Here is a 14469-nt window from a genome sequence, read left to right as displayed (position 1 = left end):
CATGCGGACGGAACAGCTGGAATACATAGCGGCCGTCACCCGGCTCGGCTCCCTGCGCCGCGCCGCCGAGGAACTGCGCCTGTCGCAGCCCGCGTTGAGCGAGACCGTACGGAACCTCGAACGCGAACTCGGCGTCGATCTCCTGGAGCGCAAACGCTCGGGCGCGACGATGAGCGCGGAAGGCCGGGAGCTGCTGCCGAAGATCGTCGACGTGCTGGACGCGGTGGACCGGCTGCGGGCGGCGGCGGGCGAGCAGCACCGGATCAGTCGCATGGTGCGTGTCGGCACGGTCAACGCGGCGACCGTGCCGCTGCTGCTTCCCGTCGTACGCGAGTTCCGTGCCTCGCATCCGCTGACCCAGGTCGAGGTGGTCGGTGCGCAGCAGACGGACATCCACCGGGCGCTGACGGAGGGCGGGTTCGATCTCGGTCTGGTCAATCACCTGGACGGCGACGACATGCCGGCCGAGTTCGAGTCCACCGAGCTGCTGTCCGGTCTGCCGGTGGTGTGTATGCGCCCCGACAGCCCGCTGGCGTCCCGGACGACCGTCACTGTGGACGACCTGCTTACCGAGCCGCTGATCGGTATGCGTTCCGGCTATGTGATGCACCGCTATGTCCACCGGCTGCTCGATGGGCGAGGTCCCGCCTTCGCGTACTCGACCGACGGTGCCGAGATGGGCAAGCTCATGGTCGCGGAGGGGCTCGGGGTGACGGTCCTGCCCGACTTCAGTGTGGTCGGGGACCCGCTGGAGCGGCTCGGCGCGATCACCTACCGGCCGATCGCCGGCGACACGGCCCGCGTCCTGCTGATGCTGCGCCGCCGCCGCGCTGATTCCGTACCGCAGGCGGCCGGGGATCTGCACGAGGCGTTCGTGCGACGGGCACGGGAGCTGAGCGGAGCACGCGCCTGAGGGCCTGAGCCGGTGGGCATCGCCCGGGACGGTGGTCGTACGGTCAGTCCTCGTCGCCCATCGGAACGACCACGAGGAACGCGTCGGACTTCAGGTCCATGACGACACTGGCGGGCTGACCCTCGGCGCGGCGCCGGGCCGCGAACTCCTCGGCAGGCCATGATCCGCGCGGAGCCCCCGCCGAAAACCGCTTCAACACCTTCGCGCCCATGTCCTCAGACACCTCCAGCATCGTTCCTCGGTTCCCCACGGGGACCGTCGTACCTGTTCACCTGCCCCCGATCGACGCCGACATGCCAAGTTCCTCCGGCGGTGGGACGGCGCCGGGAGCGCGTACGCCCGTCGGGTGACAGCCGCATCCGCCGGGCGCGCCGGACCGGAAGCACCGCACGACCCCCTTTCCCGTCTTCCGGAGCGCGCACCATGAACGTCTCGGTCGTCCTGTTCACCGCCGACCTGCGCCTGCACGACCATCCGGCGCTGCGCGCCGCCGCCGAGGCCCGCCCGGTGGTCCCCCTGTTCGTGCGCGACCGGGGTGTGACGGACGCCGGGTTCGCCGCGCCCAACCGGCTGGCGTTCCTCGCCGACTGTCTGCGCGATCTCGACGCGGGGCTGCGGGAGCGGGGCGGCCGGCTGGTGGTCCGGTCCGGTGACGTCGTCGGCGAGGTGTGCAAGGTGGCCGCCGAGACGGATGCCGACGAGGTGCACATGGCGGCCGACGTCAGCGACTACGCGCGGCGGCGCGAACAGCGGCTGCGGCGGGCGCTGGAGGCGGAGGGGCGGCGGCTGCACGTCCACGACACCGTGACCACGGCCGTCGCCCCCGGCGCGGTGACGCCGGCCTCCTCGGACCACTTCGCGGTCTTCACACCGTACTTCCGCCAGTGGTCCGGGGAGCACCTGCGCACCCCGCTGACCGCACCGCGCACCGTGCGGGTCCCGGACGGTGTCGGTTCCGAGGAACTGCCCTCGCGTACCGGCGTCGTCGGGCTGTCGCCGGGCCTGGCGACCGGCGGGGAGACCGAGGGCCGCAGGCTGCTGGGCCGCTGGCTGCGCAACGGCATCGCCGAGTACGAGAACCTGCACGACGCCCTGGCCGCCGACGCCACCTCCCGCCTCTCGCCCCATCTCCACTTCGGCACCCTCTCCCCCACCGAACTGGTCCATCGGGCACGGCAGTCGGACGGCCCGGGCGCCGAGGCGTTCGTACGGCAGCTCGCGTGGCGGGACTTCCATCGTCAGGTGCTGGCGGCCAGGCCTTGGGTCGCGGCCGCCGACTACCGTACGAAACACGACCGTTGGCGGTCCGACCGCACGGCCCGCGAGGACATCGCGGCCTGGAAGGAGGGCCGTACCGGCTATCCGCTGATCGACGCGGCGATGCGCCAACTGCGCCACGAGGGCTGGATGCACAACCGGGGCCGGCTGCTGACGGCGAGCTTCCTCTGCAAGACGCTCTACGTCGACTGGCGCGTGGGCGCCCGGCACTTCCTGGACCTGCTGGTCGACGGCGACGTGGCCAACAACCAGCTCAACTGGCAGTGGATGGCGGGCACCGGCACCGACTCGCGCCCCAACCGGGTCCTCAACCCCGTCACGCAGGCCAAGCGGCACGATGCGGACGGCGCGTACGTCCGCCGTTGGGTGCCCGAACTCGCCGAGCTGGACGGCCCGTTGGTGCACGAGCCGTGGAAACTCAGGGGACTCGACCGTGCCGCGCTCGGCGACTACCCGGATCCGATCGTCGAACTCGCGGACGGCTTGGCGCGGTTCAGGCAGGGTCGGGCAGGTGAGTGAGGCCGCTGTCAGTGCCGTTCCCCGTACGTCCCGGACAGGATGCCCACGGCGTCCGCCAGGGTGGTCGGCCGCAGCGCGCCCCGCGCCGAGGTGCCGGACCAGCCGGGACCGGCCAGCACCACCGAGGGCTGTCGCCGGGCGCCTTTCACTCCCCAGTGGAGGTCGGCGAGGTGCCGGGCCAGCGCCGGGCTCGCCGTGGAGCGTGCCTGTGCCCACAGGACGACGGCCGCCGGGCCCAGCCGACGCACCGCCGCAGTGAGTGCCTCCGCGGGTACGGCGCCGCCGAACATCCTTGTGGGCAGGCCGAGTTCACCCAGTGCGGCATTGAGCGCCTCGATGGGGAGGGTGTGTTGTTCGCCGGGTACGCAGGCCAGCACGACGGGCCCGGCGAGCGAGGCGTCCGTCCGCCGGCCTGAAGGCGGGGTGCGGCGGCGCAGGGCGGTGGACACGTGCCAGGACAGCAGGTGCTCCACCTCGACGTAACGGTCCCCGGACGACGCCCACTTGCGCCCCACCGCGTGCAGGGTCGGCACCATCACCTCCTGCCAGGCGACGACGACGCCGTACCGGCCGACGGCATCGGCCAGTTGGCGCTCGACGGCCGGTGCGTCGAGCCGTACGGCGGCGCGTGCCAGACCGCGGCACTCCTGGCGCACGTCCCCGAGGGGCAGCGCGCCGGGGGCCTGCGACTTCCGGTTCCGTGCGGGCATGCTCTCCGCGCCTGGGTCGATGGCCGCCTTCGCCGCCTCGGCGGGCGGCACGCCCGACGAGGTCAGCCGGCACATCTCCTCCAGCACTGCCACGTCCCGTGGGGTCCAGCGCCGGTGCCGTCCCTCGGCGCGGACCGCGGGCCCGATGCCGTAGCGCCGCTCCCAGGACCGCAGCGTGGTCGGCGCCACGCCCAGCCGACGGGCCAACGCACCGGTCGTCAGGGGCACTTCGGCCGTAACCGGATCCGGCGCGTCCCCGTGGGCGGGCAATTCACTCATCCGGCGACTATACGACGCACAATCGATGCGAGTTGATGACCTTGATCCCCGGCTCCCACGATGACCGCACCGGGGCCCCAGCAGGCGTCCCCGACCGCCGTAGCCCGAGGTCTTCGACCGGAACTGTCGCCGTCCGACGTGAGGAGCCGTCGCCATGAGCCCGCAGCGCAGCGCCGTCCGCCCGAGCCCGGCCGCGGGGTCGCTCACGGACGAGGAGCTGGCCAGGGGGCTGGTGGCGGGCGACGAGGACTGCCTGGCCGCCGCGTATCACCGCTGGTCGCCTATGGTGCACGGCCTGGCGTGGCGTTCGCTGGGGGACGCCAAGGAGGCCGAGGACGTGACCCAGCAGGTGTTCCTCGGGGTGTGGCGCGGGCGGCGGGGTTTCCGTCCCGAGCGCGGCACGGTCGGCGGCTGGATCGTCGGCATCACCAGGCGCAGGATCGCCGACGCACTGTCCGCCCGCACCCGTCGCCTGCACCTCGTGGCCGCCGCCGGCTCGTCGCCGGCCCTCGTCGAGCCCTCCGCCGGCAAGCCCGACGCGGCTCTCGACCGCGTCCTGGTCCTGCACGAGCTGGCCCGGCTGCCCGCGCCCCAGCAGCGCGTGCTGCGGCTGACGTACTACGAGGACCTCACCCAGACCCAGATCGCGCGGCGCACCGGCTGGCCGCTGGGCACGGTCAAGAGCCACGCACGACGTGGGCTCCACCAGTTGCGACGCCGTCTCCAGGACGACGAACACCCTGACCACTACACATAAAGGAGAAATAAGAGCACTATAGGGATAAGCGGCTTTTGCCGCATACCGCACCAGGCGCGGTCAGGCCAGCAAGTCAAAGGAGACGAGTCATGGCCAACGTCTCGCACACCAGAGGAGACATAGCGAGCCACCCCGATGTCTCCGAAATGCAGGCACGCTACGCCCGCATGCTCGGTGGACGCGATGTGGCGCTCGTGGACGGACCGGTGTTCCTGCTCGGTCTGTACTGCGCCGTATCCCCGTGGATACTCCACTACACGACGAGCCAGCCCGCGCTCGTGCCGCACAACCTGATCGTCGGCATCGCGATCGGCCTGCTGGCCCTCGGGTTCACCAGGGCGCCGGAACGCATGTACGGCCTCAGCTGGGCGATGAGCGCCCTGGGTGTCTGGATGATCGTCTCGCCGTGGATCGTCGGCAGCAGCCCCGACACGGGCGTCATCCTCAACAACGTCATCATCGGCGGACTGGCCGTACTGCTGGGCCTGGTGTGTGCCGGTACCGCGGCGAAGAGCACCCCCAAGCCATAGGAGCCCGCGAAGGGAAGGCACGCCGGTACCGGTCCACGGACCGGTACCGGCGTTTGCGCGTGTCCCTTCAGTGCTTCGGCACCATCCACGGCGCCTGCGAGAGGGGGCTGCCGGTTTCGAGGACGGTCTTCAGGTTGGACAGCACCGCCGGCCAGCCGCCGGACACGTCGGACAGCTCGCCCTCGTCGGCGAGGTCCTCGTGGGTGACGGTGAGGCGCACGATGTCCTCATGGCGCCGGATGTCGTAGGTGACGCGGGAGTACTTGTCGTCCTGACCCTCGTTCTCCGGTGAGATCCACGTGGTCACGAGGCGCGTCGGGCGCTCGCTCTCCACCACCGTGCCGACGACGTCGGCGACGCCGGAACCGTCCGTGCGCACGTGTTCCCAGCGGGAGCCCGGCTGCCAGTCGGACACGTTGCTGTGACCCCAGTAGGCGGCGGTCAGGTCGGCGTCGGTGAGGGCGTCCCAGACCTTCTCGGGGGTGCTCGCGATGTAGGTGACGTAGACGAATGTCGGTTTGTCGGTCATGGCTTCCTCGGCTCGTCGCTTCAGTGCGCCGAGCGCGCGCAGGCGCGGGCGCTCGAACTTGTCGATCCAGCGCTCCTGCATCTCATGCAGCGGGACCGGATTGAGGTAGTGCAGCTTCTCCCGCCCGCGCCGCACCGTACTGACCAGGTTCGCGGCCTCCAGGACGGCCAGATGCTGCGTCACCGACTGGCGGGTCATGTCGATGTGCCCGCACAACTCGCCGAGCGTCTGCCCGTTCTCCTCGTGCAGCCGGTCCAGCAGGCGCCTGCGGGTCTCGTCGGCCAGGGCCTTGAAGACCGCGTCCATCCCTGAGTCGTGTTCGGATCGCACACTCAACGTTATGCAGGCAGTTACCTGCATGTCAAGGTGAGCGGCTTCGTCCGATTCACTCGGGTCTTTCATTCCGGTCTACGACGCCTCAGCGCGGGAACGCGCCCAGCTCGCGGCGGTGCGCGGCCACCCAGTCGTGCGCGTCTCGGATCTCGTCCACGACCCCGCTCGCCCGCAGGCCGGCCATGCCCCGCTCACCACGCTCGGCACCGGCCTCGATGCCCCGCCAACACCGGTCCTGCCACCACAGGACCGTGTCGAGAAGCCGGTCGGTGTCGCCGAGTTCATCGAGGCCGTACGCCTCACGGATCAGCGCGATCCGGCGGGCCGTCTCGGGTACGTCGGTGATCCCCGGGCCGAGGTCCAGGTACTGCCAGCAGATGTGGGCGACGTCGTGGACGCGCTCGCCGGGAGCGGCGAGATCCCAGTCGACGAAGGCCCGTGGGTGCCACGCGCTGTCGTAGACGGTGTTCTTGGGCGCCAGGTCGTTGTGGCAGACGACGTCCTGGTCACCGGCCTGCGGTGTGCCGTGCGTCAGGTCGTGGAAGGCACGCACGAGCCGTGCGACCTGCGCGAGGCTGTCGTCGGTACGGACGGCGGACCGTTCCTCGGAGCTGACGGCCGCCCGGCCCGCGATGTACCGGAACGCCTCCCGCCCTCGTTCGTCCGTGCCGAGGAAGCGCGGTGCCCCTGGCCATCCACACCGCTCGAACAGCGCGAGTAGTCCCGTCACGAAGGCCGACTGATCCCGTGGGGCCGGAGTTCGTCGCACTGTCTCCCCCACCCGTACGACCGCGTTGATCGCGCCTCCACCGAGCGCTGTCTCCTCCACGTGGCCCGCCTTCCGAAATCGTTCGACCGGACGAGTATCGCTTGGCACGCTGCTCGTATGGATCATGCGGAGGCGCTGCTCATCGGGGGACGCGCCGGGGTCGGAAGGACGACCGTCGGCTGGGAGGTGTCGGCGCGGCTGCGGGCGGCGGAGGTCGCCCACGCCGTGATCGACGGGGACTTCATGGGGCAGGTGCATCCGGCGCCGGACGGCGATCCGCACCGGGCGGCGATCAGTGCGGCCAACTTGACCGCCGTGTGGGGGAATTACGCGGCGCTGGGGTATCGGCGGCTCGTGTACACGAACACGGTGAGTGTGCTCGACGAGGTGGCCGGGCAGTTCCGCCGCGCGATGGGGGCGGACGTGCGGATCGTACGGGTGCTGCTGACCGCCTCCGACGCGACCGCGGCCGTGCGGCTCAACGGGCGGGAGATCGGCGGCGAGTTGGAGCACGAGCTGACCAACAGCGCCCGGAAAGCACGGATGTTGGACGAGCGGGCGCCCATGGACACCGTGCGGGTGGTGACCGATGGGCGCTCCGTCGTCGACATCGCGGCGGACGTGCTGGCCGCGACCGGGTGGGTCAACTGCCGCTAGGCACCGGCGGGTTCCGGGTCCGGGGTCGTCTCCGTGAGGTACTCCTCCGTGATCTCCTTGGGGCCGAAGGGCCACACCTTCTCGAAGCGGGCCCAGACGACGAACGCGACGCAGCCCAGGGCCAGCCAGGCGAGGGACCACTCGATGGGGTGGCGGCCCGGGGAGTTCTTGTCCGCGTAGCCGTAGATCACGCACCAGCCGACGAAAGCGACGATGCTCGGCACGGGGTAGAGCCACATGCGGTAGGGGCGGCGCAGGGCCGGCTGGCGTTTGCGCAGGACCGTCAGGGCGATGATCTGGGCCAGTGCCTGGACGATGACCATCACCGTGGTGAGCAACTGGATCAGGGTCGCCAGGTCCGTGTGGCGGCCGATCAGGAAGCCGATCGCCGTGATCACGCCCATCGTGGCGAGGCCCAGCATCGGGAAGCGGTGCTTGGGGTGGAGCTTGGCGTAGGGACGGAAGAAGACGCGTTCGCGGGCCGCGTCGTAGGGGACCCGGGAGCCGCCGAGGAGGCCGGTGAAGACCGAGGCGAAGGCCGTGATGAGGATGAGGACGGTGACCGTGTCGGCGGCGCCCTTGCCCCAGGTCTCCTCCAGGACCGCCGAGGCCACCGAGGTGGAGGCGATGTCGTTCACGTTCGTCATCCGGTGCCAGTCGATGACGCCCAGCGTGCCGATCTGGAGCATCAGGTAGATCGCCATGATGCCGACGATGGAGAAGAGGATGGAGCGCGGCAGCGTACGGCCGGGGTCCTTGATCTCGGCGCCCATGTAGGCGGTGGTGTTGTAGCCGAGGTAGTCGTAGATGCCGATGGTGAGGCCGCCGGCGAAGCCGAGCCAGAAGTGGTCGCTGCCCAGGTCGAAGGCGTGCGCCGGGTAGGTGAAGGCGAGGTGCGCGCTGAAGTCGCTCGCGGCGGCCACGATGACCAGGAAAACCGCGGCGATCATCACCGTCCACATCACGGCGGTGATGCGCGCGATGTTCTCGATGCCGCGCCACAGCAGGAGGATCACCACGGCGATCATGCCCAGGCCGATCAGGTCGCCGGACGTCCGGCCCAGGTCCGGTGCCAGATAACCGAGATACTGCACGAAGCCGACCACGCCGGTCGACATGATCAGCGGGATGAAGAGCATCGCCGTCCACACGAACAGGAACGGCATCAGCCGGCCCGTGCGGTACTGGAAGGCCTGGCGCAGATAGACGTAACTGCCGCCGGAGCCGGGCATCGCGGCGCCCATCTCGGCCCACACGAGTCCGTCGGCGAGCGCGAGGATCGCGCCCGCGACGAAGCCGATCACCGCCTGCGGGCCGCCGAACGCGGCGACCATCAGCGGGATCGTCACGAACGGACCGATGCCGCACATCTGGCTCATGTTGATGGCGGTGGCCTGGAAGAGGCCGACGCGGCGGACGAACCCGCCGTCGGGGGGCGGGCTACCGGGAGGCGGACTACCGGACATGGGGACTCCTGGGGCTGGTCACGGCGAGAGGAATACGGCGAGAGGGATACGGGTGGCCCGGCGCGGGTGACTGGGCGATAAAGTTAAGGAGCCTTACTAGACTCGTCAAGAGGCTGTCCCGGATGCCGGAGAATGATGCGATGCCCGTCAGTGACGCCGTGGAGCGACCGGAACAGCCCTGGAGTCGGCAGCGGCTGCGCAGTACGAACGCGCGGCTGCTGCTCGACCGGCTGCGCACCGCCGGTGCCGCCTCGCGCGCCCAACTCGCCCGCGAGACAGGCCTGTCGAAGCCGACGGTCTCCAGCGCGCTGGCCGCACTGGAGGAGGCCGGGCTGGTCCACGAGGTCGGCACGCAGGCCCCCGAGCGCGGCCGCACCGCCGTGCTCTACGCCCCCGATCCGTCCGCCGGGTACGCGCTCGGGATCGACGTCGGGCGCAGTTGGCTGCGGGTCGCGGTCGCCAATCTGGACGGCGAGGTGGTGGCCCGCGCGGACGTCCGCAACCGGGCCCGCAGCTCAGGCGCCATGGCCGAGTTGGTGGTCGCCACCGCCCATCAGGTCGTCGCGAACTCCGAGGTCGAACCCGCTGCGGTCGTCCACGCCGTGGTCGGTACGCCGGGCGTGTACGACGAGCAGCGGCGCCGGGTGCGGTACGCGATGCATCTGCCGGGCTGGGGCCGGGCCGGGCTGTTCGACCGGATGCGGGATGAGCTGGGCATCCCGCTGGAGGTGCACAACGACGCGAATCTCGCGGCGCTGGGCGAGTACACGTACGGCGTCGGCGCGGGCAGCCGGCTGTTCGCGTACATCCTGATCGGCACCGGTCTCGGCATGGGGGTCGTCAGCGAGGGGCGGCTGTTCACGGGGGCGCACGGCGGTGCCGGGGAGATCGGGTTCCTGCCGTGGCCGGGGCAGCAGAAGCCGGAGACTCTGGAGGACGCGGTGTCCGGGGTGGCCGTCGTGGAGGCGGCCCGCAGGTTCGGCATGAGCGGGCAGCACCTCACCGCGAAGGCCGTGTTCGACGCGGCCCGGCAGGGAAACGCCGCCGCGATCAAGGCCGTCGAGCTGGAGGGTGAGCGGATCGCGCACACGGTGGCGGCGGCCGCGGCCGTGCTCGATCCGGACCTCGTGGTGCTGGGCGGCGGTGTCGGACACAGCGTGGATCTGCTGCTGCGCCCGGTGCGGGAGAACCTACGCGCGCTCACTCCGCTCCGGCCGAAGATCGTGCCCAGCGCGCTGGGCGAGGACGCGGTACTGCTGGGCGCCGTGGCCACCGCTCTGGGCACCGCGCGGGACCTCGTGTTCGAGCGCCACTCGGCGTCCTGAGCAACTCGCCCACGGGCAACGGTGATTGACAGGCCCCCGCTCGCGCCCTACCTTCTGGTGCGGTTAGTAAAGCTTCCTAACTTGACGAGGCTGGAGACCGCCGTGTTCCACCGCCCCGCCGTTCCCCCACTCCTCAGAAGCCGGCTGGCCACGGCCGCGGTCGCGCTCGGCCTGTTGGGTTCCCTCACCACCAGCGCGTGGGCGGGGGCCCGGGAGTCGTCCCCGCCACAGCGCACGCAGGCCCCGGTGACCGCCGTATCACCCACTGCCGTACGTTCGAAGGCCGGGACCGCCACCCCGCTGTCCGGCTACGCGATCCAGTCGTCCGCCAAGGTCACCGACTCCGCAGCGGCCGTCTCCTCCCCCGGCTACCAGGCGACCGGCTGGTACCCGGCCGGCGCGCGCTCGACCGTCCTCGCGGCCCTGATCGCCGACGGCGTGTACCCGGACCCCTTCTACTCGACCAACCAGCGGAAGATCCCGAAGGCCGACTTCCAGGTGCCGTGGTGGTACCGCAGCGACTTCACGGTCGCCGACCCCGGCCAGCGCACCTACCTCGACTTCAGCGGGGTGATCTCGGCGGCCGACGTCTACGTCAACGGCAAGCGGATCGCCAAGGCCGCGGACGTCAACGGGGCTTACGCCCAGCACGAGTTGGACGTCACCTCGCTCGTCCGCTCCGGCACGAACACGGTCGCCTTCCGCATCCGGCCGAACGACCCGAACAAGAACCTCACCATGGGCTGGATCGACTGGCTCCAGCCGCCGCCCGACGAGAACATGGGCATCGTCCGTGACGTCCTGGTCCGGCGCGGCGGTCCGGTCGCGCTGCGCGACGCTCATGTGGTGACGAAGCTGGCCGTGCCGTCGCTGGCGACCGCGGACCTGACGGTGAAGGCGCAGGCGCGCAACGACTCGAACACTCCCGTCACCGCGAAGGTCGGGGGCAGCATCGGCAGTTCGACCTTCGAGAAGACGGTCTCCCTCGCCGCACACGAGACGAGAAGCATCACCTTCGGCCTCCACCTCACCTCCCCGAAAGTCTGGTGGCCCGCGGGCATGGGCGGCCAGCCGCTCTACGGACTCGACCTCACCGCCTCCGTGAACGGCGCCCTCTCCGACACCGCGCACCAGACCTTCGGGGTCCGCGACGTCCAAGCGCCGCTGAACTCCGACGGGGCCCGCCAATACCGCGTCAACGGCCGCAAGTTGCTGATCAAGGGCGGCGGTTGGTCACCGGACGAGTTCCTGCGCTGGGACAGGACCTATGTCGAGGACCGCCTCAAGTACGCCCTCGATCTGGGCCTGAACACCATCCGCCTGGAAGGGCACATCGAGCCGGACGAGTTCTTCGACCTGGCCGACCGCTACGGCATCCTGACCCTCCCCGGCTGGGAGTGCTGCGACAAGTGGGAGGGCCAGGTCAACGGGGACGAGACCGGCGACAAGTGGACCGCCGCCGACTACCCGGTCGCCAAGGCGTCGATGGCCGCGGAGGCCGCCCGGCTGCGTGACCACCCGAGCGTGATCTCCTTCCTCATCGGCAGCGACTTCGCCCCTGACGCGAAGATCGAGAAGACGTACCTGGACGCTTTGAAGGCCGCCGACTGGAAGACCCCGGTGGTCGCCGCCGCGTCCGACAACTCATCGCCGGTCAGTGGCAGTTCGGGCATGAAGATGACCGGCCCGTACGACTGGATCCCGCCGAACTACTGGTACGCCAAGCGCGAGGGCGGCGCCACCGGCTTCAACTCCGAGACCAGCGCGGGCCCCGACATCCCCACCCTCGACACCCTGCGCCGCATGATGACCCCGGCCGAACTGGCCACCCTCTGGAAGAACCCGACCGCCAAGCAGTACCACCGCTCCCCGTCCTCCACCTTCAACACCCTCAAGCTCTACGACAACGCCCTCACCGGCCGCTACGGCCCACCGACGAGCCTCACCGACTACGTCCGCAAGGCGCAGCTGGCCCAGTACGAGAACGTGCGCGCCCAGTTCGAGGCGTACGAGCGCAACGCCACCGACGCCTCGAAGCCGGCGACCGGAGTCGTCTACTGGATGTTCAACAGCGGATGGACCTCGCTGCACTGGCAGTTGATGGACCGTTACCTCGACCAGGGCGGCGCCTACTTCGGCGCGAAGAAGGCGAACGAGCCGCTGCACATCCAGTACTCGTACGACGACCGCTCGGTCGTCGTGGTCAACAACCGGAACACGTCGGCACGCCAACTCACCGCCCGCGCAACCCTGTTCAACACCGACGGCACGAGGAAGTACGACAAGAAGGTGGCCGGGGTGAAGGTCTCCGGCGGTGGCGCGCACAGCACGGCGCTCACCCTGCCCTCGCCGTCGACGGTGAGCGGGCTGTCGACGACGTACCTGGTACGGCTGACCCTGACCGACGCGTCCGGCAAGGAGGTGAGCCGGAACGTGTACTGGCTCTCCGCCAAGCCCGACACGCTCGACTGGGCGCACACCGACTGGTACTACACGCCGACGACGAGCTACGCCGACCTCAAGGGGCTCAACTCGATGGCGCGGGTGCCGGTTTCGGCGACGGCGTCGACCGAGGCGGGTGCGGACGGCACCTCGACCACGACGGTCACGGTGCGCAACTCCGGGACGGGCAAGGGCTCGGGGAAGACGCCTTCCCTCCTCACCGACGTCCATCTCGTGGACTCGGCGGGCAAACCCGTGCTGCCGGTCAAGTGGTCCGACAACGACGTGAGCCTGTGGCCCGGGGAGTCGGCGACACTGACGGCGACCTACCGGACGGCTGATCTGCACGGGTCGGCGCCACGGGTACGGGTCTCCGGCTGGAACACACCGGAGCGGACGGTCCCTGCGCGCTGAACCCGAAAACCTCGTAAACCCGTGGGGCCCGGCCGCCGCCGGGCCCCACCGGTCGTCTTCAGCTGACGTTCAGCGCGGTGTCGTCGATGACGAAGGACGTCTGGAGGGTGGACCCTTCGACGCCGCTGAACTTGATGGTGGCGGTGGTGCCGGCCAGGGAGGACACGTCGAAGGACTTCAGGACGTATCCGGAGGCCGCGTTCAGGTTGGAGTACGTGGCCAGGGTGGTGGATCCGGCCGTGACCGTCAGTTTGTCGTAGGCGGTACTGGTGGTGGTCTCCGCGGTGTCGATGTGCAGATAGAAGCTGAGGGTGGCGGAGCAACCGGACGGGATGGTCACCGCCTGGGACAGGGTGTCGGTGGTGGCGGTTCCATAGCCGTCCAGCCAGGCCTTGTACGAACCGGTACGGGCGGCCTCGCTGCTGGAGTTGGTGATCACGCCGCTGCTGGCGGTCCAGGTGGTGTTGCCGGACTCGAAGCCTTGGTTGCCGAGCAGTTGGGCGGCGGTGCAGGTGCCGTCTCCGCCACCTCCGCCGCCGCTGCTGCCGTCGCCGGCCAGCCACGCGGTGGCATTGAGGGCGAGGGCGGCGTTGGTGGCGCCGGTGTCGTTCCAGCCGTCGTAGAGCGTGTTGCCGGACTGGCCGGTGCCGTCGTCGATCGGTGAGCTGTCGCCCCAGAAGGCGACGCGGCCGCTGCCGAAGGTGCTGGTCGCGAAGAACGCGCCGGTGTTGCCGGAGTAACCGCTGCGGTACACAAGGCCCTTGACGTTCGCGTTGTCGGCGGGCTTGAGGGTGGCCGTCGTGCCGTCGGCGATCAGGCTCTTGGTGACCGTGCCGAAGGCGCCGTTCAGGACCTCGTTGGTGCTGTCGCTGATCGCGGCCGGGTAGCCGGAGCTGATGTCGAGGGTGTCGATGGAGAAGCCGAACGGGTCGGTCGAGTCGACGCTGTTGTTCGTCATCAGGTCGTTGAGGATCTCGACCGCGTCCTCGCCGTCGCTGTTGCGGTCGGCGCCGGTGTGGTCCGAGATCATGAACAGGCCGCCGCCGTTCTGGACGAACGTCATGATCGCGGTCTTCTCGGCCGTCGTGAACAGCGTGTTGGGCTCGGGCAGAACCAGCGTGTCGAAGTTCGACAGGTCGGTCGTCGACGAACCGCCGTACGTCAGCGCGCTGGTGGCGGTCTTCAGGCTGTAGTCACCGGTCTTCTGCAGGGCGACGCCCCATGAGGAGAGCGCCCCCGTCCAGTCCGTATCGGAGGACGGGGAGGAGTCCTGGGACAGCGGGTCGGGCTTGCTGGTGGAGATGATCCAGTCCGCGTTGCCCGCCTCCTCGGCGTGGCCGTCGTCGAACAGGACGCGGTTCGTGGTGGCCGCCTGCGCGGGCGCGGCCGCGGTGGTGACCTGGAGGGCGGCCCCCGTGACGAAAAGTCCCAGGCCGGCGAGGGCGGTGGTGAGTCTGCGGCGGGATCTTCTGGATCCAAGCATCCGTCGAACCTCCGTGAGGGGATGGGGAAGGGTGCGGTGCGGGCGCCTGATCTGCGCGCGTAGAA

At 70.1% G+C, this 14469-nt stretch carries 13 protein-coding genes; 7 read left to right on the top strand and 6 right to left on the bottom strand.

Translation table 11 applies throughout. The features are described 5' to 3' along the window. Nucleotide 1 precedes the first annotated feature (1 nt). Nucleotides 2-913, top strand: a complete 912-nt coding sequence (locus OG714_RS48145) for a LysR family transcriptional regulator (RefSeq protein ID WP_406130817.1) — start codon at nucleotides 2-4, stop codon at nucleotides 911-913. A 43-nt stretch (nucleotides 914-956) separates the two neighbouring features. Here the strand turns inward: OG714_RS48145 and OG714_RS48140 are convergent, their stop codons facing one another. After that, nucleotides 957-1145 carry a hypothetical protein gene (locus tag OG714_RS48140; RefSeq protein ID WP_406130816.1) on the bottom strand — a complete coding sequence of 63 codons (189 nt, stop codon included), beginning with the start codon at nucleotides 1143-1145 and terminating at the stop codon, nucleotides 957-959. Nucleotides 1146-1336: 191 nt separating this feature from the next. Between OG714_RS48140 and OG714_RS48135 the strand changes: the two genes are divergently transcribed. After that, nucleotides 1337-2710 (top strand): cryptochrome/photolyase family protein, encoded by a 1374-nt coding sequence (locus tag OG714_RS48135; protein ID WP_406130815.1) that lies wholly within the window; start codon nucleotides 1337-1339, stop codon nucleotides 2708-2710. 8 nt (nucleotides 2711-2718) lie between these two features. On the opposite strand, the gene OG714_RS48130 is transcribed toward OG714_RS48135, so the two are convergent. After that, complete coding sequence (locus OG714_RS48130) at nucleotides 2719-3699, bottom strand: MerR family transcriptional regulator (RefSeq protein WP_406130814.1); 981 nt, start codon at nucleotides 3697-3699, stop codon at nucleotides 2719-2721. 154 nt (nucleotides 3700-3853) lie between these two features. Here OG714_RS48130 and OG714_RS48125 point away from each other — a divergent pair, with 154 nt between their 5' ends. Next, nucleotides 3854-4456: a sigma-70 family RNA polymerase sigma factor gene (locus OG714_RS48125; RefSeq protein WP_406130813.1), complete on the top strand. Its 603-nt coding sequence runs from the start codon at nucleotides 3854-3856 to the stop codon at nucleotides 4454-4456. An 89-nt stretch (nucleotides 4457-4545) separates the two neighbouring features. Beyond that, nucleotides 4546-4986: an SPW repeat protein gene (locus tag OG714_RS48120; protein WP_406130812.1), complete on the top strand. Its 441-nt coding sequence runs from the start codon at nucleotides 4546-4548 to the stop codon at nucleotides 4984-4986. 67 nt (nucleotides 4987-5053) lie between these two features. Here the strand turns inward: OG714_RS48120 and OG714_RS48115 are convergent, their stop codons facing one another. Both OG714_RS48115 and OG714_RS48110 read right to left on the bottom strand, forming a co-directional pair. Continuing rightward, nucleotides 5054-5821 (bottom strand): ArsR/SmtB family transcription factor, encoded by a 768-nt coding sequence (locus OG714_RS48115; RefSeq protein WP_406130811.1) that lies wholly within the window; start codon nucleotides 5819-5821, stop codon nucleotides 5054-5056. Between the two features lie 112 nt (nucleotides 5822-5933). Continuing rightward, nucleotides 5934-6677 (bottom strand): phosphotransferase, encoded by a 744-nt coding sequence (locus tag OG714_RS48110; RefSeq protein WP_406130810.1) that lies wholly within the window; start codon nucleotides 6675-6677, stop codon nucleotides 5934-5936. Nucleotides 6678-6734: 57 nt separating this feature from the next. On the opposite strand from OG714_RS48110, the gene OG714_RS48105 reads away from it, so the two are divergent. Continuing rightward, the gene (locus OG714_RS48105) at nucleotides 6735-7274 is read left to right on the top strand and encodes a hypothetical protein (RefSeq protein ID WP_406130809.1); all 540 of its coding nucleotides are present in this window, start codon (nucleotides 6735-6737) and stop codon (nucleotides 7272-7274) included. On the opposite strand, the gene OG714_RS48100 is transcribed toward OG714_RS48105, so the two are convergent. Further along, the gene (locus tag OG714_RS48100) at nucleotides 7271-8740 is read right to left on the bottom strand and encodes an APC family permease (RefSeq protein WP_406130808.1); all 1470 of its coding nucleotides are present in this window, start codon (nucleotides 8738-8740) and stop codon (nucleotides 7271-7273) included. The two genes, OG714_RS48105 and OG714_RS48100, sit on opposite strands and share 4 nt — an antisense overlap. 140 nt (nucleotides 8741-8880) lie before the next feature. Between OG714_RS48100 and OG714_RS48095 the strand changes: the two genes are divergently transcribed. Next, complete coding sequence (locus OG714_RS48095) at nucleotides 8881-10065, top strand: ROK family protein (protein WP_406130807.1); 1185 nt, start codon at nucleotides 8881-8883, stop codon at nucleotides 10063-10065. A 102-nt stretch (nucleotides 10066-10167) separates the two neighbouring features. Further along, nucleotides 10168-12921: a glycosyl hydrolase 2 galactose-binding domain-containing protein gene (locus tag OG714_RS48090; RefSeq protein ID WP_406132193.1), complete on the top strand. Its 2754-nt coding sequence runs from the start codon at nucleotides 10168-10170 to the stop codon at nucleotides 12919-12921. 58 nt (nucleotides 12922-12979) lie between these two features. Here the strand turns inward: OG714_RS48090 and OG714_RS48085 are convergent, their stop codons facing one another. Next, a complete protein-coding gene (locus tag OG714_RS48085; protein WP_406130806.1) occupies nucleotides 12980-14404 on the bottom strand; it encodes a hydrolase in 1425 nt (474 codons plus the stop codon). Nucleotides 14405-14469 lie beyond the last annotated feature (65 nt).

Origin of the sequence: Streptomyces sp. NBC_00989 (assembly GCF_045162655.1) — a bacterium.
In the GTDB taxonomy this organism is placed as follows: Bacteria; Actinomycetota; Actinomycetes; order Streptomycetales; family Streptomycetaceae; genus Streptomyces.
This window is presented reverse-complemented; position numbering and strand designations above follow the sequence as displayed.